Annotated in this window: 21 protein-coding genes; 4 read left to right on the forward strand and 17 right to left on the reverse strand. The window is 52.5% G+C overall.

The window, feature by feature from the left end:
• Nucleotides 1-21 precede the first annotated feature (21 nt).
• The 7 genes from yehD to ACMGGS_RS21300 all read right to left on the reverse strand — a co-directional run bounded on the left by yehD (nt 22) and on the right by ACMGGS_RS21300 (nt 6,487).
• Entirely contained in the window at nt 22-549 is a 528-nt protein-coding gene (gene yehD, locus ACMGGS_RS21270; protein WP_414164269.1) for a fimbrial protein YehD, read from the reverse strand.
• A 282-nt stretch (nt 550-831) separates the two neighbouring features.
• Nucleotides 832-1,116, reverse strand: a complete 285-nt coding sequence (locus ACMGGS_RS21275; protein WP_414164270.1) for a DUF2574 family protein — start codon at nt 1,114-1,116, stop codon at nt 832-834.
• A gap of 129 nt (nt 1,117-1,245) precedes the next feature.
• Nucleotides 1,246-2,088: a hypothetical protein gene (locus tag ACMGGS_RS21280; RefSeq protein ID WP_414164271.1), complete on the reverse strand. Its 843-nt coding sequence runs from the start codon at nt 2,086-2,088 to the stop codon at nt 1,246-1,248.
• A 10-nt stretch (nt 2,089-2,098) separates the two neighbouring features.
• Entirely contained in the window at nt 2,099-3,133 is a 1,035-nt protein-coding gene (locus ACMGGS_RS21285; RefSeq protein WP_414164272.1) for an oxidoreductase, read from the reverse strand.
• A gap of 11 nt (nt 3,134-3,144) precedes the next feature.
• Nucleotides 3,145-4,830: a PTS transporter subunit EIIC gene (locus tag ACMGGS_RS21290; RefSeq protein ID WP_414164273.1), complete on the reverse strand. Its 1,686-nt coding sequence runs from the start codon at nt 4,828-4,830 to the stop codon at nt 3,145-3,147.
• A 9-nt stretch (nt 4,831-4,839) separates the two neighbouring features.
• The gene (locus tag ACMGGS_RS21295; protein WP_176919080.1) at nt 4,840-5,148 is read right to left on the reverse strand and encodes a PTS sugar transporter subunit IIB; all 309 of its coding nucleotides are present in this window, start codon (nt 5,146-5,148) and stop codon (nt 4,840-4,842) included.
• A gap of 19 nt (nt 5,149-5,167) precedes the next feature.
• Nucleotides 5,168-6,487 (reverse strand): PTS sugar transporter subunit IIC, encoded by a 1,320-nt coding sequence (locus ACMGGS_RS21300; RefSeq protein WP_414164274.1) that lies wholly within the window; start codon nt 6,485-6,487, stop codon nt 5,168-5,170.
• A 236-nt stretch (nt 6,488-6,723) separates the two neighbouring features.
• On the opposite strand from ACMGGS_RS21300, the gene ACMGGS_RS21305 reads away from it, so the two are divergent.
• Nucleotides 6,724-7,434 (forward strand): GntR family transcriptional regulator, encoded by a 711-nt coding sequence (locus ACMGGS_RS21305; RefSeq protein ID WP_414164275.1) that lies wholly within the window; start codon nt 6,724-6,726, stop codon nt 7,432-7,434.
• On the opposite strand, the gene ACMGGS_RS21310 is transcribed toward ACMGGS_RS21305, so the two are convergent.
• On the reverse strand, nt 7,403-8,329 hold the full coding sequence (locus ACMGGS_RS21310) for a LysR family transcriptional regulator (protein ID WP_414164276.1): 927 nt from the start codon (nt 8,327-8,329) through the stop codon (nt 7,403-7,405). The genes ACMGGS_RS21305 and ACMGGS_RS21310 overlap by 32 nt on opposite strands.
• Before the next feature lie 111 nt (nt 8,330-8,440).
• Between ACMGGS_RS21310 and ACMGGS_RS21315 the strand changes: the two genes are divergently transcribed.
• Entirely contained in the window at nt 8,441-9,448 is a 1,008-nt protein-coding gene (locus ACMGGS_RS21315) for a zinc-binding alcohol dehydrogenase family protein (RefSeq protein ID WP_414164277.1), read from the forward strand.
• Nucleotides 9,449-9,489: 41 nt separating this feature from the next.
• On the opposite strand, the gene wecA is transcribed toward ACMGGS_RS21315, so the two are convergent.
• From wecA to ACMGGS_RS21355, 8 genes are all read right to left on the reverse strand, one after another.
• Nucleotides 9,490-10,500 carry a UDP-N-acetylglucosamine--undecaprenyl-phosphate N-acetylglucosaminephosphotransferase gene (gene wecA, locus ACMGGS_RS21320; protein WP_414164278.1) on the reverse strand — a complete coding sequence of 337 codons (1,011 nt, stop codon included), beginning with the start codon at nt 10,498-10,500 and terminating at the stop codon, nt 9,490-9,492.
• A 122-nt stretch (nt 10,501-10,622) separates the two neighbouring features.
• A complete protein-coding gene (etk, locus tag ACMGGS_RS21325) occupies nt 10,623-12,797 on the reverse strand; it encodes a tyrosine-protein kinase (RefSeq protein WP_414164279.1) in 2,175 nt (724 codons plus the stop codon).
• Between the two features lie 19 nt (nt 12,798-12,816).
• Complete coding sequence (locus ACMGGS_RS21330) at nt 12,817-13,263, reverse strand: protein tyrosine phosphatase (RefSeq protein WP_414164280.1); 447 nt, start codon at nt 13,261-13,263, stop codon at nt 12,817-12,819.
• A complete protein-coding gene (locus ACMGGS_RS21335) occupies nt 13,251-14,390 on the reverse strand; it encodes a polysaccharide export protein (protein ID WP_414164281.1) in 1,140 nt (379 codons plus the stop codon). Before ACMGGS_RS21335 ends, ACMGGS_RS21330 begins: the two co-directional genes overlap by 13 nt.
• A gap of 197 nt (nt 14,391-14,587) precedes the next feature.
• Nucleotides 14,588-16,681, reverse strand: a complete 2,094-nt coding sequence (locus tag ACMGGS_RS21340) for a YjbH domain-containing protein (RefSeq protein ID WP_414164282.1) — start codon at nt 16,679-16,681, stop codon at nt 14,588-14,590.
• Complete coding sequence (locus tag ACMGGS_RS21345; protein ID WP_414164283.1) at nt 16,681-17,424, reverse strand: capsule biosynthesis GfcC D2 domain-containing protein; 744 nt, start codon at nt 17,422-17,424, stop codon at nt 16,681-16,683. Before ACMGGS_RS21345 ends, ACMGGS_RS21340 begins: the two co-directional genes overlap by 1 nt.
• Nucleotides 17,421-18,068 (reverse strand): YjbF family lipoprotein, encoded by a 648-nt coding sequence (locus ACMGGS_RS21350; RefSeq protein ID WP_414164284.1) that lies wholly within the window; start codon nt 18,066-18,068, stop codon nt 17,421-17,423. The genes ACMGGS_RS21345 and ACMGGS_RS21350 overlap by 4 nt, the downstream gene beginning before the upstream one ends.
• 247 nt (nt 18,069-18,315) lie before the next feature.
• Nucleotides 18,316-18,564, reverse strand: coding sequence for a hypothetical protein (locus tag ACMGGS_RS21355; RefSeq protein ID WP_049841205.1), 249 nt, complete (start codon nt 18,562-18,564; stop codon nt 18,316-18,318).
• Nucleotides 18,565-19,404: 840 nt separating this feature from the next.
• Here ACMGGS_RS21355 and ACMGGS_RS21360 point away from each other — a divergent pair.
• Entirely contained in the window at nt 19,405-19,737 is a 333-nt protein-coding gene (locus ACMGGS_RS21360; RefSeq protein ID WP_414164285.1) for an RcnB family protein, read from the forward strand.
• A gap of 35 nt (nt 19,738-19,772) precedes the next feature.
• Here ACMGGS_RS21360 and apbC read toward each other — a convergent pair whose 3' ends face one another.
• Nucleotides 19,773-20,882, reverse strand: a complete 1,110-nt coding sequence (gene apbC, locus ACMGGS_RS21365; protein WP_414164286.1) for an iron-sulfur cluster carrier protein ApbC — start codon at nt 20,880-20,882, stop codon at nt 19,773-19,775.
• Nucleotides 20,883-21,045: 163 nt separating this feature from the next.
• On the opposite strand from apbC, the gene metG reads away from it, so the two are divergent.
• Nucleotides 21,046-23,079 carry a methionine--tRNA ligase gene (gene metG, locus ACMGGS_RS21370; RefSeq protein ID WP_414164287.1) on the forward strand — a complete coding sequence of 678 codons (2,034 nt, stop codon included), beginning with the start codon at nt 21,046-21,048 and terminating at the stop codon, nt 23,077-23,079.
• Nucleotides 23,080-23,232: the final 153 nt, after the last annotated feature.

Genomic DNA, 23,232 nt, shown 5'->3' on the forward strand with positions numbered 1-23,232 from the left:
GCCGCCGCCGGTAAAGCGATATTAATCAGTAACGACCGTCATGGTTAATGTTGACTTAACGTCACCAGGCACAACGGTGCCTTCTGCACGCGCATAACGGGCGAGGAAGTTAAGGGTATATTCGCCTTTTTCGTCCGCTTGTAGTTTTACTCCTTTCTGTGGATCAACTTGTGTTTTAGTATCACCATAATAAACAGCAAAACCGACGCCTTTTGCAGAACCGTTATTTAACGCCACGTCTTTGCTATCAAATTGAGTGGTGGAGAAACTAATGGTGGGTGCTTGCCCATTAGCGCATTTTACTTTTAGCGGAACGGGCGTATTCGCCTCTAAGCCGGTATAAACCTCGCCTGGATTCAACGTTTGCAGTTTATCAGCACCAATTTCGTTCAGGTTAATTTCAGCTTCACTTCCTCCGACAAATGCACAGGTTGTACCTACCACTTTACCCGTAATTTCAAGAATACCTGCATCTTCATTAGCAGCATACGCCCCGGCGCTCATCAGAACAGAAGACAATACAGAGACAGCAATGAATGAATGTTTCATAGTCACTTCCTTTTTAATAATTAAGTTTCAGTTTTATAAGAGATGTTAAATCCTTGAAACAAATTTCTCACATTAAAGAAGTTACTACAATGTAAACACTATGTTTTATTGATTTAAAACAATTTACACAACGCATTATAATCCTAACAAATAAGACACTCTAATGTGTATTTGCGCGGTGAATTTATTTTCCGGGAAAATAACGATAAAGACCTACTGCATGAATTAGTAATGCCGATATTATTCATAAAAATAATATCGGCATCAGGAATTAGCGGAGAATTATTCGTAACGGTTTAAAATAATGTGGCGGGTGGCATCGCCAGGTAGGGAAACAATCTCGGTCATCACTCCCCTGGCAGACGAAACCGGAGATCCGGTAAGCGTTGTCAGTTGGGTTGAATTGCCGCAGCGCTGCTGCAAATGATTGTTGCTGACTTCTGAACGACAGGTTGGCGTGCTGACGCGCCCATTAATGGTCAGTGTTGCCGTGTCAGAGGCAACGGCGGGAAACGCGCTAACGCCCCAGGCGAAAGCCAGTGTCCCCATCAGCAAACACGTTTTCATGGTGGTCATCACTCCTCATTGCTAAACAGAGCAAGCTGTCTGTAGTAAAAATTATGGGTGATGCTTACGGGAAAAGCTATACGCTTCAGATGAATAGTAGCGCCTGCGCTGCGGCGCTACTGCTGAGCATTACCGGGCCAGCGACGCGGCCATCCTTACCCACGTGTGCCTGCGCCCTCGCACCGCCATCGACAGGGTATAAACCGCCTGCGGATCGGCCATCCCCGCGACGCCAGCATCGCCAAAGTTAAACAGATCCGCCCCGCAGCGTTTGCTGGCAAGGCCAATCTGGCGGATGGTCTCCTCATCCGCCCCCTCCTGGCTGCTGCTGATCGTGGTGATGGCTACCCCACCCGCCTGACGAATCGCTGAGAGCGCTGCCTCAACCTGTAACTCAGATGCGCCGCGGCAGCTTGCCGGTGCCGGAACCACCACGCCGTCGGCACCTGCCGTGATGTAGCTGGCATATTCTTCTGCCGGGGCCAGCCCTGCCGCGTAAAACTTAGCGACAAGGATCATTTTATCCGTCTGCGCCCGCACCTGTTTTAACGCGTGGCAAACGCGTTGCGCGCTGACCCCAGGTTTGTCATACGCCGTCAGACAGAAGAAATCGGCGCTGGCAACCTGAGCAACGTTCGCCAGATTGCAGGCGCGCGGATTATCCTCCGCTTCATCCGCCAGCACTTCCAGACTGACGCCCACCATCCGGCCAGTGAGTTGCTTAAAATGCTGAAGGTCGCGGCAGCCCTGAATAGCCTGAGTGCGGCAATCCATACCTTTCAAAAGCAGCAGGTCCGCGCCGAATGCGCACAGCAGCTCGCCGTTAGTGACTTCGCCGTACAAGGGCGCGGCACCGGCGGCCACTTCCGCCATGATCGTTCGCCCTTCTGAGGCGATAATCGCCTGCCTCAACTCTCCGCTGCTGGCGTGCTTGGTAAAGTCGCTGGTGCGACAGTTTAAAATACGCTGCATATTCTTCTCCTTAAGAAAGCGTCACCAGCGAAGGCGATGGCTGGCGGAAGGCAGTTTCGAGGATCTCCAGATTGGTCAGCGCCTCAACTTCACTGACATAATTCGCGGCACCGTTAGTCAATGTCTCGTACAGCGCATCGTAGACGCGGCCATAATCGCCTTTTACCGCCGGCAAATGTTCGGTATGCGTCTCGCCCTGTTCATCGACATATTCCAGCAGCGCGTACTGGCTGTCCGCCGCGAAGTCCGGGTGATCCGGCATAATGCCCGCCTTCAGGCTGGTCTCCTGCTGGTCGATTTGATAGCGCACGAAGCTGCCTTTGGTGCCGTGGACAAGGAATTTCGGGTACGGCACTTTGACCAGATGACTGGTTTTGATGATGGCTTTTACGTCGCCGTAAAACAGTTGCGCTTCGAAGGTATCATCCGGGTTGGCCTTCTGGCGCAGGTGACGCAAATGATAAGCCACCTGCTGCGGACGACCAAACAGCGACAGGATCTGATCCAGCGTATGCACGCCGAGACCGTAAAACGCGCCGTCGAACGCGCCGCCCGGCTGAAGGTCGGCCTCGGGGCGGAAGTAGTCGAAGTGGCTTTCAACCTCAACAATATCGCCGAGCTTGCCGCTGTCGATGGCCTGTTTCATGGTCAAAAAGCAGCTGTCAAAACGGCGGTTCTGGAAGGGCGACACCAGTAAGCCTTTTTCCTTCGCCAGCGCAAACAGCGTCTTCGCTTCGTCGAGGGTGGTGGTAAAGGGTTTTTCCACCAGCACGTTTTTCCCATGTTCCAGGCACAGCTTCGCATAGTGATAGTGGCTGTCCGGCCGGGTGCAAATGGTCACCAGAGTGATTTGCGGATCGTTAAGGATCTCATCTACCTTATCGGCAAAGGCGATGCCCTCATACTCCGGCAGGCTCTCGCGCTGCGGATTGCGCACCACGTCAAAGATGCGTTTGACGGTGAATTTCTCTTTCCGGGTTAAGACGTAAGGCAGATGGTAACGGGTGGCGCTTTTGCCAAAGCCAATGAATGCACTATAAATCACGGTCGTTCTCCTTAACTGTTTAAATACGGCAATGCAGCAAGCACTGCGGCTTTTCCGTCCAGCTTGCTGAAATAGCCCGCGTCCAGCGGTTGCACCGGGCAGCGGTGGTTAATTTCTTCACCAATGCTTTCGCGCATGTAGCCTAACTGCGGCCCCAACAGGATGAGGTCGGCTTTTTGGTACTCTTCCTGAAGGCGACCCACGTTGATGGCATAAATGGTGAGCGGATAGCCCGCCGATTGCGCGAACTGGCTCATTTTTCTCGCCATGATGGAGGTGGACATCCCTTCATTGCACATCAGGATAATGGTTTTCGCCTGCTGCGTTTTGGGATCGGGTGCGACAGGCTCAGCGCTTGCCGTCCCGGCTATCTCATTGACCAGTTTCTGATTTTTTGCGCTAATCAATGATTTTTCATAGGCGGCGAGAAACGGCAGGTAAATCGCCACGCCCAGCGCCAGCAGGATGATTTGCAGAATGACGTTGCGGAAATCGCCACCGGAACCCAGCCAGCCGGAGAGCAGCGGCGGCACCGACCAGGGTACGTAGGCAACAATTTTCGACACCATTCCCCACTGGGTCGCAAAATAGGCGATGATAAAATTAATCTGCGGATAGATGACGAACGGGATCATGATCAGCGGGTTATACAACACCGGAAAACCAAAAATCACCGGCTCGTTGATGTTAAAGATCCCCGGTGCCAGCACCGTTCTGGCAAATTTCTTATGGCTCGACATTTTACTGCGCAGGAACAACGCAATCAGCAGCGCCAGCGTGGTGCCCGTTCCGCCCATATGCCCATAGAGATCGCGAAACGGCAGGACGATGATATGCGGCGGCACCTCCCCCTTCGCAAAGGCGGCCATGTTTTCCTGCATCGCCACCAGCAACGGCGGTTCGAGGATCGGGTTGATAATGCCGGAGGGATGGATGCCCAGCGAAAACAGCAAATTGGTTAAGGTGGTCAGGGTCAGAAAACCGGGCAGATTGGTCGTTAAATGGACCAGCGGTGCCTGAATCGCTTTCTGAATGATCTCGTGCACCTCCATATGGAAAATAGCGTGCACCGCCACTGCCACTATCGCAAAGGCCAGCACGGTGAGCATGATGGAGAACATCGACTGAAACGACTGTGCCACCATCGGCGGAACTTCATCGCCGAGGTGAATTTGCAGTCGGCTGCTGTTGGAAATCCACAAAAAAAGATCGGTTGCCACCACCGCGGTCAGGATCGCCACAAATACCCCGCCCGCATTGGTGAGGCCAAAAGAGATAACCCCGCTGACCTCCACCGCCGTTTCACTGCCAACGGGGGTGAACGAAAGGTTATTGGGCATCAGCACCAGGAACGCCGCCAGCGATACCATCGCCGGTATCACCGGCGTGGCGAATTTACGTTTCGTGGCGATACTCCAGGAAATCAATACCACCAGCATCAACGACAAAATGTTCATCGTGCCGTTGAGGATCCGATCGCCGACGCTTTTCAATGAGGTAAGCGTGTCGCTGGTCAACGTCGAGGCAAGAAAACCGTTCGGATCGAGGAAAACATAGTTCACCATGATAAACAGACCGGCCAGCACCAGGAATGGCACGGTGATGATAAAGCTGTCACGCAGACTTCGCAGATGAACTTCCGAGGCCATTTTCTGCGAAATATCGGTGATTTTTTGCAGTAACGTTCCGCTGCCCATAACCTGTCCTTATTTTTCGTTGATCAATGCCAGCGCCTGTTCAACCACCGCCTGCGCATTAATGCGGCCAAAATCGATTGGGCTAATCACCGAGACGGGCAGCGTATCCTGCACGCGTTTACAGATAGACTCCTTCAAATAGCCGATCTGCGGCCCCAGCAGGACAATATTCGCTTCACGGTACTGCCCTTCCAGCGCCGATTCGGGTATCGCCCACGCGTGGATATCCAGCCCCTGCTGTTGCGCATAGTCATTCATCTTGTTGCATAAGAAGCCGGTAGACATTCCTTCGTTGCAAATAAGCAGTATTTTTTTCATTTTTTTCTGTCCTTAATGATTATTTTGAGGCCGCCGTTTCCTGCATTGTCAGCATCTTTTCATACAGCATCAGGAAAGGCATATAGAGCAGAACCCCCAGCACCAGTAAAATAAGCTGCAAAATGACATTGCGGTAATCGCCGCCGCTGGCCAGATAGCCGGAAATGAGCGGCGGTACAGACCAGGGAATATAGACCACGATTTTCGAAACCCATCCCAGCGCGGTAGCATAATAGGCGATGACGTAAAGTATTGAGGGAATAAAGGTAAAAGGGATCATCAATATCGGGTTGAAAATAATCGGGAAGCCAAAGATGACCGGTTCGTTAATATTAAAGATTGTCGTTGGGATGACCGTACGCGAAAAGGAACGCAGCTCCTGACGCTTGCTCCTGAGAAATACCGCGATGATCAGGCACAATGTCATCCCGGTGCCGCCCATACGTCCGTATAAATCACAGAACGGACGCACGATGATATTCGGGATTTCTTTACCGGCTGCCCACGCGTCCATATTCTGCTGGGTCGCCACCATAATCGGCGCTTCCATAATCGCGCCGGTGATGCCGCCGGGGTTGATGCCCATAGAAAAGACGAAGTTATTAATAATATCGATCAGAATATAGGCCGGCAGGTTCGTCGCCAGCCCCAACAGCGGTGCCTGGATCATGTTATTGATGATCTCATGCAGTTCCATGCCGAAAAAAGCCACGATCAGGCAGGAGGCGAGCGCAAACAGCAACACGGTGATCATCACGGCAAACAGTGTGTTAAAGGACTGAATAACCGCCGGCGGCACATTCCCTTCAAGACGAATTTGCAGATGTTTGTTTTTACAGATCCGGGTAAAAATTTCCGTCGCCAGGCCGCCGCACAGCAGGGAAACGAAGGTGCCGCTGGTCCCCAGCAGCGCATAGGGCGCAGCGCCTTTGATTATAACCTCCGCATCCGCGCCTTCCGGCGTGAAACCGTTCAGTACGGGCATCAGCACAAAAAGGCAGCTCACGGTGACCAGCGCGGCCATCAGCGGATTGGCAAACTGCCGGTTGCGCGCCAGGTTGTAGCTGAAAATAATGCCAATGAGCATCCCGAGGATATTCATGGTGCCGTTAACCACTTTATTGCCCATCTCCTGCCAGGCCGCCAGCGTGGCATCGGCAATAAAGCCGGAAAGAATGCCGCCCGGATTTATAATAACATTGTTAACCAATATCATCATTCCCGCTAACACCAGGAAGGGAATAAGCATAATAAATGCATCACGCATGGTGCGGAGGTGAATTTGCGACGCCATCCACTGCGCCATCGCGAGGGTTTTCTTTAAAAATAGCTCTTTCATTATTTTTCCTCGATGGGTCCGATTTAAATATTCACACCAAGAATTATTTAATGTAATCAATAAGTCATATTTATAATTAAACAGCACTATCATCGGCGGGAGTAGAATGAAACGGCAGCACCCATAAAATCAAGGTTTTTATTTTAAAAGTAGACTACTTTTAAAATAAATGAGATCTGGATAATGTTTTGCCCGGCAGGATATAATTGGGTCATTGACGATAAAGGAGAGTCGTTTTGCGTAGATATATTCAGATATCAAATATAATTAAAGAAAGAATTCAAAATGGTGAATATATTGCGGGCGAGAAGATCCCCTACGGACATCAGCTATGCGACGAGTTCGCCTGCAGTAAAATCACCCTGAATAACGCGCTGGATATTCTGGTCAATGAAGGGTTTATTACCCGGCAACGCGGGCTGGGGACCATCGTCAAAACGGCCTCCCCTCAACAGGTGTCGCATACCTTACCTATTCAGGGCGTCAGCCGTCGGCTGGGGGCGCAGGGAGAGGAGGTGCATAGCCACCTGCTGCATTTTGATATCGCCGTCCCGCCTGCGGAAATCGCTTCGCCGCTGGCGATGGCGGAAGGGCATTACGCCTGGCATTTCAGGCGGGTGCGCTATGTGGGTCAGGAGCCGTTATCCATTGAAGAGACATGGATACCGGTCAAGATCCTGCCGGCATTTACCCGCCAGGATGCGCTGGGATCGGTGTATCAATTTGTTGAACAATCGCTGAAGAAGATCCCCTGTAGCTCCCACACGCAGTTTTACTCGCTGCCCAGCGATGAAGAAGCGCGGGAATGGCTTAAGCTCCAGGTCAATGAACCGGTGAGCGTGACGCTGTCGGTGACCTATCTGAACGACGGCCAGCCGTTTGAATACTGCACCAGCCGCTATCATTACCAGCGATTTAATTACAACGCGATTGTGCAGCGAAGCTAGCCTGGACGCTCGCGCATCGCGCTTTCACCGCGTCATACAGCAGGCGCACGGCGGGGGAAAGCTGCTGGCGGTGCGGACAAATCATATTCAATGGCACGCTCTCGCCCTGATACTGCGTCAGGATCGGCTGTAAGCGCCCCGCATTCACATCATCACTGACATCCAGCCAGGATTTATAGGCAATCCCCTCACCCGCTATCGCCAGGCGACGGATGACTTCAGCGTCATCGCTCATGATAGCGCCAGAGACATTGACCTCATGAATTTCCCCGTCTTTCAGTAACGTCCAGCGATCGTGTAATTTGCCGCGCAGCATAAAGGTGAGCGCATTATGCTGCGTCAGTTCGGACAGCGAACGCGGTTCTCCATGCTGGCGTAGCCATTCCGGCGAAGCCACCAGCACGCGGCGGTTGTCGGGCGCAACCGGCAACGCAATATAGGAGGCGTCGCCGTTAGCGCCGTAGCGAAACGCAATATCGACCGGATCCTTAAACACATCGGCAATCTGGTCGGAGAAAAGAAGCCGCAGGCGCAACGCGGGGTGCTGCCGGCGAAAATCGCGAAATACGGAAAGCAGGAGATGACGTCCCAGGTCCGACGGCACCGCGATTTGCAGCGTGCCGCGCACGTCGTCATCGGGCGTCTGAATTTTTTGCAGCCCGGCATGCATCGTCTCCAGCATCTGCGTGGCGTAAGGCAGCCAGCTCTCCCCTTCCACCGTCAGCCGCAGGCTGCGCGTTGAACGCGCAAAGAGGCGGATAGTTAACGCTTTTTCCAGCCGTTTGATGGCTGAACTGACCTGCGCCGGAGGCAGTCCCGCCTCGCGTGCCGCCTCACTAAAGCTGTTCAGCGCTGCGGCGCGCACAAACAGAGTCAAATCTTCCAGCCTGAACATTTTCGCTCCCGGAATATAAGTGCTGTTGTCGGTGAACCGTTTTTCCCTTCCCAACCGGGAACTATTATTGATTCATCAACCCAATAACTGTTTACCATCCCAGGAGTCATTATGAAAGCCATCGTCATTAACCGGGCTGCGCAGAACGGCAGCAATATTGATTTTTTACAGGACATCGAGCTACCCAAGCCGGTGGCACAGGGTCACGATTTGCTGGTGGAGGTGAAAGCGATTTCGGTAAACCCGGTGGATACTAAGGTCCGCGCCGGTTTTAACGCTGACCAACCGCGGGTGCTGGGCTGGGACGCGACGGGCGTGGTGGTGGCAAAAGGCGATAAGGTGACGCTGTTCAACGAGGGAGATGAGGTGTGGTATGCCGGGGCGTTAACGCGACCGGGAAGCAACAGTGAATGGCAACGGGTGGATGAGCGTATCGTGGCGCATAAGCCGAAGCATATTGATAACGCGGCAGCGGCGGCCCTGCCGTTAACGGCGATCACCGCATGGGAGCTATTATTTCACCGCCTGGGGATTAAAGAAGGCGACGGTGAAGGCGAGAGTTTACTGATTGTTGGCGCGGCAGGCGGCGTGGGTTCAATTCTGACGCAGCTGGCGCGAAAATTAACCCGCCTGACGGTGATCGGCACCGCCTCGCGTCCGGCCAGTCAACAATGGGTCAAGGAGGCTGGTGCGCATCATGTGATCGACCACAGCCAGCCCTTCAGCGCGCAGCTTGAGGGCATCGGCATTAAAGAGGTGAACTACGTCGCCAGCCTGACCCATACCGATGAACACTATCAGGCGATCGTTGAAGCGCTGGCACCACAGGGTAAACTGGCGCTGATTGACGATCCGCAAAGCCTGGACGCTCTGCCGCTGAAAAAGAAAAGTATCTCGCTACACTGGGAGTTTATGTTTACCCGCTCCATGTTTGAGACCCGCGATATGATTGAGCAACATCATCTGCTGACCCGCGTCGCGTCGTTAATTGACGATGGCACGCTGGTCAGCACGCTGGGCGAACACTACGGGAAGATCAACGCGGAGAATCTACGCAAAGCCCATCGGCTTCTGGAGACGGGGCGTTCGGTCGGGAAGATTGTGCTGGAAGGATTCTGAGAAGGGATGGCGCGACGGAGCGATCCGTCGCGCGCATAAGCTTAACGGTGGAACACTTTCATGGAGAAACGAACCCACGCAGCAAAGCACAGCAGGAACAGCGTCAGGCTCACCCACTCGGCGATTTGCAGGCGATCAAAAACAATACCAATCGAGGCGCATATCACCGCGGCGGCAAAGAGGATCACCAGCGTCCGGCGGCTGCTGTATCCGCATTTCATAATGATATGGTGAATGTGACCACGATCCGGGCGGAACGGGCTGTTACCGCTCAGGATGCGTCGCAGGGACACGGCTGACATGTCCGCCAGCGGTAGCGCAATCAGCCACAGCGCGGTGACGGGCGCGATGATCGCATCCTCGTTTTGCGTGGCGACCACCAGCAGCCAGATGGCGGCAAAACCGATCACCGTGCTGCCCGCATCGCCCATAAATACCTTGAGTTTTTTGCCGCCGAACAGACCGAGATTAGCCAGCAGGTAAGGCATGATCGACAGTACCAGTGCCAGACACCAGTGCCATGCACCAATATTGCCATGCAGATAAAACAGAATGCCCAGTGCGCCAAAGGTGACACACGATACTGCGCCGAGTAATCCATCAATGCCGTCAATCATGTTAAAAGCATTAATCGATGCCCAAATAGCAATCAGGGTAATCAGGTATCCCACCGCACCGAGCGTGACGACATAACCCGGAATAACTTCCCCCAGCGAGGCCAGCCATAATCCCGATCTCATCATCAGGACGGCGGCAATCGCCTGCGCAATCACCCGCGGCAACACCGGAAGGTTAAAGCGATCGTCAAGTACGCCGACAATTAACAGCATTGAAATACAGAACCAGAACACCTGCTGGTGGGGGAGCCACTGCGGGTTTAAATATTGCAGGGCGCTCATCGCGACCCATACTGAAATACCGCCTACAAGGGGAATGTGTCCTTCATGAACTTTACGCGCATCCGGCTTATCGACCAGGCCGAATACAGGTGCGGTGAATCCTGCAACCGCCAGGCCACCAATAGCACTGATCAGGATCATCACGAAATCCATATAACTCTCCAGAATTTTCCGTGCACATAGACAGACCGCCAGGGTTGAAACTGGCGGCGGTTTTTTTGATTTATGACGAAACGAGATGCCCCGGCAGAGGATGCCGGGGAGTACTGCGAGGATTATTTCTTATCGGTATAGCTATAGCCGTAATGGTTGTATCCGTAGCCATAGTAGCTACTGGCGCGTTTGATGACGCCGTTGAGGATCGCACCCTTGACGTTTACGCCCGCCTGCTCAAGTCGCTGCACGCAGACCGTCATCTCTTTCACGCTGTTGACTTCGAAGCGTGCGACCACCAGACAGGTGCCGACAGAGCGACCGATAACGGCAGCATCGGTCACTGCCAGAATCGGCGGCGTATCGATGACCACCATATCGTAATGTTCGCTTGCCCAGGCCAGCAGCTCACGGAAACGATCGTGCATCAGCAGTTCAGCCGGGTTTGGCGGCACCTGACCACGGGTCAGAACATCAAATCCACCTTTGCTGAAGTTCTGGATAGCCGCTTCAACCGTTGATTTACCAGACAATACGGTAGACAGGCCATCATTGTTGCTGAAATTAAACAGATCGTGCGCATAGCCGCGACGCATGTCCGCATCGATATAAAGCACTTTCTGTCCCGCCTGCGCCACGATAGCGGCCAGCGTACTACTGACGAAGGTTTTCCCGCTGTCCGGCGTGGCCCCGGAAATCATCAGCACATTATTGGTCGATTCCATCATCGCAAAGTGCAGACTGGTACGCAGACCACGAATGGCTTCTACCGACAGGTCAATCGGGTTGTCCACCGCGAGGAACGGAATATTTTTGGTTTTATGCTGGGTCCGGGAAGAGAAGATGTTTTTGCTTCTCAGGCGGGTTTTTTGCGCCAGCCAGTCGGACATAGGGATGGTCGCATACACATTGATGCCCTGCTCTTCCAGTTGTTCCGGCGAATCAATACCCTTGCGCAGCAGCATGCGCGCCAGCACCAGACCGATGGAAACAAACAGTCCGGCTAACAACCCTAACACTAAAATAAGGCTTTTTTTAGGTTTGATTGGCTGCGGTTGTGTTACCGCTGGGTCGATGATCCGCACGTTGCCAATGGCGCTTGACTGCGCAATGTTCAGTTCCTGTTGGCGATTCAATAATTGCAGATAAACCGCACGGCCTGATTCCACATCACGGCTCAGACGCAGGATCTCCTGCTGGGTGGACGGCATGGAGGAAACACGTTTATTTAGACGCCCTTTTTCCTGCTCCAGCGTTTCGCGCTTCTCTATAAGTGCCCGATAGGTTGGGTGGTCCTTTTTATACAGCTGGGAGATTTCCGCTTCACGGAAGGTCAGCTCGTTGAGCTGGTTATCCGCATTTACAATCTGTTCCAGAACCGATTTTGCTTCCAGATTCAGGTCGACGGAGTCGCTCTGCTTACGATAGGCGTTGAGTTTATCTTCCGCCCGATCGAGGTCGCTACGCACCTGAGGCAGTTGCTTTTGCAAAAACTCCAGGCTCTTGGAATCTTGCGCCGCCTGGCGGGCAATATTCTGCTGCAGATAATTGTCAGAGATGCTATTCAAAATGCGAGCAATCAGTTGCGGATCTTCTCCAGTCACCGTCAGGCCGAGCATCCCGCTGTCTTTAATTTTTTCATTTACTGTGAACTGCTTAAGCAGATTATTGATCGCATCCAGATCAGACAGCTGCAAGATAGTAAAACGCGTACCTGGCTCGGCCTCAATATCAGCGATTTTGAGCGAGAAACCGTTTTTATCCACCAGTTGTCCAACTTGACCGGGGGCTGAAAAGTCATCGCCCTCAATCTGGAAATGACCATTTTCTCCGACAGTTAAGGTGAACTCCTGTTGCTGCATCTCTTTTGGCACCGCCAGCCAGGTTAACGCGATTTTACCAGGTTGTTCACCAATTAACCGCGCCCAGCCACGACCAAAAACCGGAAAATATTTCTGTTCAATCACATTACGCAGACTCAGGTCATTAATGGTTTTGCCCAAAATCATGCGAGATTGAAGAAGTTGAATTTCCGGTGCAGATTCCGGGGAGGAGTTCGGAATCATCTGACTGAGACTGCTAAGGATAGCGTTCCCCTGCTTCTGTTCTACCTGAATTAATGCATCCGCCTGATAGACCGGCGTAGAAAACAGCGCATAAATCACGGCGATAATCGTAAAAAACGCGGTGACGAAAAAGATAAGTTTTTTATGGTCGATCAGATCGCCCAGAAGACGCCCTAAATCCAGCTCGTTGTTCGCGATTTCAGCAGGGGCAGTTGTGACTTTTGTCGACATAACGAATATTTATCCCGTTTTATTTTCCGAGCCTGACAGCCCATTCTTTACTGGCCTGCTCAAGCAGCCCGTAAACGTGTTCAAAGGCCTCATGGCTTTTGCGGTAGGGGTCAGGAATTTCCTTTTTACCCGCCCATTGACCAAAGAGCATGGTTTTACCTCTTACCTCGGGCGCGATTGCCGTCACCTGTTCAATATGGGCAGGCTCCATCACCAGAATAAGATCGTAATCGCGCGCCATAGCGGGAGTAAGTTTGCGTGCGATATGTCCTTCCAGTGAGACACCGTGCGCCGCCGCGATTTCTATTGCGGTGGCGTCTGCAGGCTGGCCACTCAGGCCGAAGGTGCCTGCTGAATCAACTTTCATGTCGGGAAGCGTATGCCGCAACAACCGTTCCCCGGTTGGGGAGCGGCAGATATTTCCGGTACAAATTACCAGGATCGAGCTAAACATTAATTTGGCCATCTTTTGATATAACGAGCGGTTTCCGTCAGGTCATGAACGCCATTTATTGTCGGCACCAGCTGAGAAATTACGCGGTTCCAGCGCACCAGCGGCGCGGTAGTCACATAAACGATATCGTACGGTTCAAGCTGGAATTCGGTGCCCAGTACCATCGCCGACGCATCCTGCGCGTTCAGCTGAAAGACATTGGCGATTTTGCCGTTCTGCTTGCCTTTCAGCGAGCGGATAACAAAGATCCCGGTCGCGTCGGACATATCCTGCTTCATGCCTTCCGCATTGCCTAATGCTTCGGCCAGAGTCATGCCGCTGCGATCCATTTTGAGCGTGCTTTGTTTACCCACCTCACCCATCACAAAGACTTTCAGATCGTCATTGCGCGGGATAAACAGGATGTCACCAGGATAGAGTAGTTTATTCTGGGTCAAATCGCCGCGCTGCATCAGCGCCCATAGCGAAATTTTAGTGTCTTTGCCGTCATGCGTCAGAACCACGTTACGCCAGTCGGCATCCTGTGTCAGTCCACCGGCGTTGTTGATCGCGTCCATTACGGTCAATGGAATATTAGTAATCGGCTGCTGACCTGATTTCGCCACTTCACCGGTCACATAAGCTTTCTGTGAACGGAAGGCCGCAATGCTGACGTCAACCTGTGGACTTTCAATGACCGAATCCAGACGCGCGGTGATTTCATCGCGCACCTGGGCCAGCGTTTTGCCCGCAACGCGCATTTTGCCAACATAAGGATAGAAGATGGTGCCATCGGCACTCACCCAGTTACCGGTATCGCTGGCGCTGCGATACTGCCCCGCCGGGGTGGTCAGTTCAGGGTGATCCCACACGGTCACCATCAGAACGTCGCCCACACCGATGCGGTACTGGTAGGTTTTCAGGAGATCGTCCAGTTGGGGATTGGCCTTCGACATGACCGATACCGGACGAAGTTGATCAATCAGCCCCGGCGTCATGGGGTAGACATTGACCATTTTATTCAAATCGTAATCGCTGTCAGGAAGATCGATAACATCCTTTCCACTGGTGCTCAGACCTTGCCCCGGGATGACAGTACAGCCCGCTAACGCCCCCACAGCCAGTGCCACGAGAGAAACCCTAAGAATACTTTTTTTCATTATATAAAATCATCTGTGGTTCAAATGGTTTAGTGCTAATCCGATTGCATTTTCCACAATCTTATTAGCGTGCGCTATCAATATTGTTTTTATCACGTCGCGATACGAGATAAAAACAGAATGTCGGCCCTAAAATGAACGTTGTTCTCAAAGATGAGATTTTTTCATCTCTGGCGGGCGTTTCTTCGCCATACGGCTTAATAGCCGATGGGGACATCGCGATCCGTCGTCATGTTATAAAGTTGGTATTTCCGTCCAAGCATCTGTCCACCGTCACGCGTCAGCGGCGTCCAGCTTATTGATGCGCGGCTGCGGGTTGGCGTCACGGTCATCAAATCCAGCGGCACGGAGACATAGAACCCTTTGCTGAATCCGCCTTCGCCGTAGTCATCTTTGGACACGTTAGTGACTGCCGCCCATGCCCCGACCGTTACGCCACTGTCAAAGCGTTTCGAGATATCAAGGGTGCCGCCTTTATCTTTCGCCAGATACTGTCCGAGGCTGAGTTTAAATAACACATCATCAAACACTGGCGGGGTCCAGTAGCCGGTCAGATGACCGGTCGGCGCTTTATAATCGATAAAGCGCATCATATTGTTCCAGTCACGCTGCTTGACGTAGTTGCCGTCAATGCCCACCGCCCAGTTGCTGTCCAGCGGACGATACAGCACTTCCGCACCGGCACCGCCGTACATCGTTTCCAGATAGCCGCCGTATACCTGGCCATAGAAACCATTGCCCAGATAGCGCACATAGTTGCTTTGCAGGTTGTTAACGTAGACATCATTTTCAACGTAATCACGAATATGGGTACGCACCGGCGGGAGTTTCGAGTCGTTCGGGGAATCCGTGGATTTAAACTTATCGTAGTTGTTATAGACGTTGGCAAAAACGCCGCCGTCCACTAACCAGTGATCGGTCAGCCAGTAGTTAGCGCTGCCCATCACGCCAATCTGGAACATATAGAAGTTTTCCGGCCCGCCGAGGGACTGGCTGAGCACCGGCGAAATGGAGTAGCCAAAGCGATCCGGACGGATGCGGTAACCGCGTCCCAGCGCATCGGTATCAACAGGATTAATGCGGCGCTGTTGCAGCGTCTCTTCATGCCCCAGCGGGTAACCCTCCAGCTGTTTACGCAGACTGGCAACGCTGGTTTCGGTGGTGACCTGCGGCAGATGCTGCGATTTCTGGGTCACGCTAATGGTATCGACGCCCGCAGGTAAGTTATTCATCAGAATGCGGTTCGCGCGGTCGACGCCTTCACGGGTATCGCGATAACGGTACTGCACGCCGGTCATATAGAGCGTATTCCCGCGCTGGAGAATTTCTGGCTCGTCAAAACCGGCGTTGTATTTCAGCTGGGTTAACGCGCTCGCCGCAGTGGTGTATTGCAGGTTATTAGTCGGCGGCGCAGGCTGATAAGCCGGTTTTGGATTATCCCGCTGCGACGGTTTCAGATCGTTGAAATTGGTGCGCAGGGTAAAGCCGAACATCAGGGTATTACCGCGCTCGTAGCTGAGATTGACATCCGCCCAATCGGCGGCGCGGTAAATCGCCCCCACGTTGAAATGGCTGCGCTGGTCGATTCGCCCGGCGAAATCATCCTGATAATCGTTGCCGTCATATTCCAGCTTCAGGCGCAGCGGCGTCCATGGCGTCTGATACTCTACGCCGCCGAAAATCGCCGCTGGTCCACGAAAGACATCGGTAAAACTGATATCACCCGCGTCGTGAGAATCAGCGCGAGTACAGTATTTATCGCTGGCGCGGCAGAACGGGTTGGTAATATTGCCGCTATTACCGTTGTAACCCCAGCCCATCCCCAGCGAGAAATCAAACGGTCCAACCATTTTACTGGCGACTAAATATTCGCCGTCAAATAGCCCCGTACCGGCGATATCACGTTTACCAAAGGCGAATTCAGGCAGCCAGTAACCCTCTTCCCATAGGCGCACTTTAAAATCGAACGATTTGTCTTTATAGGTTTGATCGCCGCTGAAGTCTTCATTCTGGCTGTACTTACGGGTACGCACGTCGGTATAGCGAACAGTGCCTTCCAGCCAGGGGAAGAGTGCAATAGAGGTTGAATAGAAGCGGTATTGATCGTTATCGCGGTAGTTGACGCTGAATTCGCCTTCTTTGGCAATACGCGCGTTCGGGGTCTGCATTAGCCCGGTGCCACCAAAATCAGACTGCGATGGCCCAATCGGGTCCGGATACGTCAGCACATCGGCATGACAGGCGCTGGATACGGCGATGGCCAGCAGGCTGACCAGATATTTTTTATTCATCAGTCAGGTATCCGGTGTGTCAGAACAGAGACAATTTGTTGATTTATTTTTTCGAATTCTCCAGGCGTAGCCCACGAGGAGAATCCCACCCAGATAATGCTGCCCGGCTCCGGTTCAATGTGGCGATGATTCCAGTACGCCACCGGCGCTTGCTGAATACTGCCATCCGGGCGGATCACCACTGCGATATTACGATCCGCGCCGGTCAGCCGTTCGCGTCCCGCCAGATAATCGCGCACGCTTCGTCCCGCCTGCCAGCTGATTTTGCCGGTGCCTTCAATCGCGCCTAATAGCGTCACCGTCGTCGGACGCGCTGGAAGCCAGAGCGAATAACGCCCTTCAAGGCGTGGATTGTTTTCATCGCGTGTACGCACAAGATCCGGGTCGAGGGGAACAAATTGACGCCCAGTCACCTTAATGGCCTGAAGCTGCTGAATGACGGTGCGGATACTGGCAGCCTGGTCCACGCTTTCCGTCGCGGCCCAGGCATTAAGCTGTTGTAGCGTCTGCTGATACTGCTGCTGAATCACTGCCGTGGCCTGCGGTTCAGAAATCACCGCACCCTGCCACCAGATCCCGGCAGGCAGATTAGACACAGTGACGACCTGTGACAGCCTCTGTGCATGTTCAATGGTCAGCGTTTTACCAGAAGTGAGCGCATGTACCGTGACCTGGCTATCTGCCCAGACAGGGCAACTGAGAGCCAGGATCCCAGCGCTGGTGAGTAATGTTTTTATTTTCATAGCGTCGCTGGTTTCAGGATAGTGAAATCGATAGGAAGCACCCCGGCCCCTAACATCTGGCGGCCCTGACGAACTTGCCCGCTAACCGCATCCACCCAGAAGGTATTTTGCCAGTCGCGCGAAGGAGAATCCGTGTGGGCGGTTTCATGCCATACCAGACAGCGAACCCGTTTACCGGCAATGGTCAGGACGTCTTCACCGCCAGAGGTAAAGCGGGAGACCACGGTCGCCGAACGGTAGCGCTGATCCTCTGTCCAGCTAATCGTTCTGGTCCAGGTGGCTCCGTTTCTGAGCTGTCGGGCGTTCAGGAGGGGGTCTTGCGGCTGATTACTGACATCAAGAAGGTTATCGGGCAGGTTAACCGTTTTTACTAACCGACCACTTTTCGTCACCAGCATCGCTTTATCTTGTGTCAGCCATTTACGCTGCCCGTTTTCAAGATAACCGAGCACCACAAAAATGCGCTGACCATCGTTAATGCGCAGATACATGGTGTTATAAGGCAGGGATTCAATTTGCTGGTTAGAAACGGTAATGTCCTTCGCGCCGAAGAAGGTCGAATCCAGGGTATCAACAATGCTTTGCTGGCTATGGGTGCAGCCCTGCATCAGCAGGCAGGCCAGGATGAAGAGGAGTATGCGCACCAGAGGATCCCTTTCACAATGTGTTAATACAAAAAATAACCCCGGAGGAGCGGTTATTTGTACGCACTTATTCGCCAGAAAACCGCAAAAGAGGGTTTCCAGCCTTATACATAATTAGCAATAAAAATAGTTTTATGCGGGTATTATTTACTTTTTTAAGACGCCCGGCAAATCATATCTGCCGGGCATCTTATATACCATCCCACACTGTCAATTAACTGTACAGAAATTCAGTTAATTCTCAAGCTTAACGCGTTGTGGTGGTGGTAGTCAGGTTAACGCCAGAACCGGAGCTATCGTCGTCGCTCGCCGCAACGGCAACTAACGCTACCAGGCCTGCTACAGCAGTCGCAGTGACGATAGTGGTGGTGCCGATTGCGCCTGCTGCAGCGCCGCCGGACGTTGTTTCAGTCCCGGTGGCCGGAGCAGCAAACGTAGCCGGGCTAACGCCCGCCAGCGCCAACGCTGCGAGAACCGCACACATTGTCTTTTTCATTCACGTTCCTCATCATTCAACGAATGTAAAATTGATAGCCTGAAAACCAGGCAATATTAGCATACCATAACCTTCAGCTTTTGGGCTGAATAGCGGGCAGGCTACCGCCGTGGCTTAAAGCTACCACCCTGCACTAACTTCCTTTCTGCCAGATCGGAAATTAGAAACCGGCAATTCACTATTTAATACCTACCAAGACATTCGTGAATGCCATAAGCCATTGAATTTATTCCAGTTATCTCAAAACCATATTAAATCAAAGCTTAATTCATTTGACTAAGCTCATCCCTAATACGCAGGCGAAACGGACGACAGATCGCGTGCATCTTTATAATTAGATAACTGAGTTTTTATTCAATGAAACGGTAGGATAAGTCTTAGTGACATGAAAAACAACAACCAGAAACGATGTTTCGACAAATCTAACAAATTAGGATGACGTGACACAGATCAATCGCGATAATATACCGTTCAATTTTAAGGCAATCCTTTGTAAAACCTACTAAATCTGGCAGGTTAAGGGTTAAATGAAAATGTTTCAGGACTGCTCAGAACGTTGAGTACGCCGTTTTAAGCCATTAAGATTGCGTGTAGAACAAATATATTTTTTTGCAAGCATATCGATATTATTTCGTTACACCGCGAATTATGCCAAATAGTGAAACAGATCTTAAGGCAATTACAATATCAGTAAAAATCGGCCATTCAGACGAGGCCGAAAAGCTGACAAGATGCAGAGTAATCAGGCACATTAAGTGCGCCTCTGTTATCTTAGATAAGGTATAACCAGACGCGTAATTGCGCTCCGGCCACGGCCTGTAATGTTGATATGGAGAAAGAATGAAAAAAGTTAAATTACTGTTATTGGGCGTTGCGTTAGGCGTGGCAACCTGTGTGAGCGCTGCCCCGCAAACGGCGGTGAAGGCACAGGGCACACAATCCTATGAGCTGAAAGAATTTTTTGCCGATTTTACCCATTTTACAATTGGTGACACGGTGCCCGAAATGTACCGTACCGAAGAATACAACATCAAGCAGTGGAAGCAGCGTAACCTGCCCGCGCCGGATGCCGGAAGTCACTGGACCTATATGGGCGGTAACTACGTGCTCATTACCGATACCGAAGGTAAGATACTGAAAGTCTATGACGGTGAAATTTTCTATCACCGTTAAGCTGTGACGGCTGCCCGCCAGGGCAGCCAGAAACCTTATACTGCGCGGAAGGCGATTTCGCTGGGAATCACTTCCCCCTGCCAGTACAACTGCGCCGCTACGCGCCCTGCCAGCTGGCGATAGATAGCAGTAAATTCACTTTCAGGACGATGAATAACCGTTGGCGTGCCGTGGTCGAGATCTTCGCGCAGGCTGATATGCAGCGGCATTTGTCCCAGCAGTTGCGTATGATACTGCTCTGCCAGCTTCTCTGCCCCGCCAGTGCCAAAAATAGCTTCATGATGCCCGCAATTGCTGCACACATGCATACTCATGTTTTCGACAATCCCCAGTACCGGCACCTCTACTTTCTCGAACATCACAATGCCTTTTTTGGCATCAATCAGAGCGATGTCTTGCGGCGTGGTGACCACCAGCGCGCCGGTGACCGGAATGTTTTGCGCCAGCGTCAGTTGAATATCCCCGGTGCCTGGCGGCATATCCAGTACCAGATAATCCAGATCCGGCCACAGCGTCTCCTGTAGCATCTGCATTAGCGCTTTGCTGGCCATCGGCCCGCGCCAGACCATCGCGTTATCATCCGTCACCAGATAACCGATGGAGTTCGTCGCCAGCCCATGCGCGACGATCGGCGTCATATGTGTACCGTCCGGCGAGGTCGGACGCTGGTGCTCGGTGCCCAGCATGGTCGGAATAGAAGGACCGTAGATGTCCGCATCAAGCAGACCAACCTTCGCGCCTTCCGCCGCCAGCGCCAGTGCCAGATTCACCGCCGTTGAGGATTTCCCCACTCCGCCTTTGCCGGAACTGATGGCAATAATATTTTTTACGCCGTTAACGCCCGGCTGATTCTTCACGCGCTTCAGCGTGGCGACAGTATGAGACAGCTTCCAGTCAATCGCTTTCGCGCCGGTGATCCGTAAAAGCTCCGCGCTGGTGTGCTCTTTCAGATCCTCAAACGCGCTGGTCCAGACAAACGGCATTTGCAGTTCGATGTGAATGGTGTCATCCAGCCAGGCAACGTGATGCAGCGCTTTCAACGTCGTCAGATTATGTTTCAGTGTGGGATGCTGAAAATTTGCCAGCGTCCCGGCGACCATTGCTCGCAAGCGTTCCGGGGATTTGGCCTGGGATTGTTCGTTCATCCCGACTCCTCTGTTGTTGTTCTGAAAAGACAGTGTAATTACCCAGTTTACCTCAGAGACGACAATTATTCATTTGTGGATAAATGCCCTTATCACTTGGCGCGGTAAATACCATTTTGGTACTATCAAAGCCCTTTTCATCACCAAAGAAGTAATACTCACTATGACTCAAGTCGCGAAGAAAATTCTGGTAACGTGCGCGCTGCCGTACGCCAACGGCTCAATCCACCTCGGCCACATGCTGGAGCATATCCAGGCTGATGTCTGGGTCCGTTACCAGCGAATGCGCGGCCACCAGGTAAACTTCATTTGCGCGGACGATGCGCACGGGACGCCGATCATGCTGAAAGCGCAGCAGTTAGGCATTACCCCTGAGCAGATGATTACCGAAATGAGTCAGGAGCATCAGACCGATTTCGCGGGCTTCAACATCAGCTACGATAACTATCACTCCACGCACAGCGATGAGAACCGTGAACTGTCGGAACTTATCTACGGTCGCCTGAAAGAGAACGGTTTTATTAAAAACCGCACCATCTCTCAGCTCTACGATCCGGAAAAAGGCATGTTCCTGCCGGACCGTTTTGTGAAAGGCACCTGCCCGAAATGTAAATCTGCGGATCAGTATGGCGATAACTGTGAAGTGTGCGGCGCAACCTACAGCCCGACCGAGCTGATCGAGCCGAAATCCGTAGTCTCTGGCGCAACGCCGGTGATGCGTGATTCTGAGCACTTCTTCTTCGACCTGCCCTCCTTCAGTGAAATGTTGCAGGCATGGACCCGCAGCGGCGCATTGCAGGAGCAGGTGGCGAACAAAATGCAGGAGTGGTTTGAGTCCGGCCTGCAGCAGTGGGATATCTCTCGCGATGCGCCTTACTTCGGTTTTGAAATTCCGAACGCGCCGGGCAAATATTTCTACGTCTGGCTGGATGCGCCGATTGGCTACATGGGTTCCTTTAAGAACCTGTGCGACAAGCGCGGCGACACCACCAGCTTTGATGAATACTGGAAGAAAGATTCCGACGCCGAGCTGTATCATTTCATCGGCAAAGACATTGTCTACTTCCACAGCCTGTTCTGGCCGGCGATGCTGGAAGGCAGCAACTTCCGCAAGCCGACGAATCTGTTTGTGCACGGTTACGTCACGGTAAACGGCGCCAAGATGTCCAAATCGCGCGGCACCTTTATTAAGGCGAGCACCTGGCTGAACCACTTTGATGCCGACAGCCTGCGCTATTACTACACCGCCAAGCTGTCCTCGCGCATTGATGATATCGACCTGAACCTCGAAGATTTCGTGCAGCGTGTTAACGCGGATATCGTTAACAAGGTGGTCAACCTGGCCTCACGCAATGCAGGCTTTATTGCGAAACGTTTTGACGGCGTGCTGGCGTCTGAGCTTGCCGATCCGGCGCTCTACAAGACCTTTACCGATGCCGCGACGGTGATTGGTGAAGCCTGGGAAAGCCGCGAATTTGGCAAAGCCGTGCGTGAGATTATGGCGCTGGCCGATGTTGCCAACCGCTATGTCGATGAAAAAGCACCGTGGGTAGTGGCGAAGCAGGAAGGTCAGGATGCGGAGTTGCAGACCATCTGCTCCATGGGTATCAACCTGTTCCGCGTACTGATAACGTACCTCAAGCCGGTGATCCCAACGCTTGCCGAACGTGCAGAAGCCTTCCTGAATACCACCCTGGAATGGGACGCTATTCAGCAACCGCTGCTGAACCATAAGGTTAACACCTTTAAAGCGCTGTATAACCGTATCGACATGAAACAGGTTGATGCGCTGGTAGAGGCGTCTAAAGAAGAAGTGAAAGCGATGGCGGCTCCGGTAACTGGCCCGCTGGCAGACGCTCCAATTCAGGAAACCATTACATTTGATGATTTCGCGAAAATCGACCTGCGCGTGGCGCTGATTGAAAATGCCGGCTTTGTGGAAGGCTCTGATAAGTTGCTACGTCTGACCCTGGATCTGGGTGGCGAGAAACGTAACGTTTTCTCTGGCATCCGCTCCGCTTACCCGGACCCGCAGGTGCTGATCGGCCGCCTGACGGTGATGGTCGCCAACCTCGCGCCGCGTAAAATGCGCTTTGGCGTATCTGAAGGCATGGTGATGGCCGCAGGTCCCGGCGGAAAAGATATTTTCCTGTTAAGCCCGGATGACGGCGCAAAACCAGGCCAGCAGGTGAAATAATATTCCTTTGAGGCGCCGCGCTCGCGGCGCTTTTTTTTCCCTTCTTTCAACCTTTTCTTACGACGAACTCCACATCCGGACTGCGCAATATTTTAAAAAGGCTCTATGCTTTATTACACTGATACGCGTTTGCGTTTCGACGCCTCTTCAGGT

It is taken from the genome of Superficieibacter sp. BNK-5, from assembly GCF_047456055.1.
In the GTDB taxonomy this organism is placed as follows: Bacteria; Pseudomonadota; Gammaproteobacteria; order Enterobacterales; family Enterobacteriaceae; genus Superficieibacter.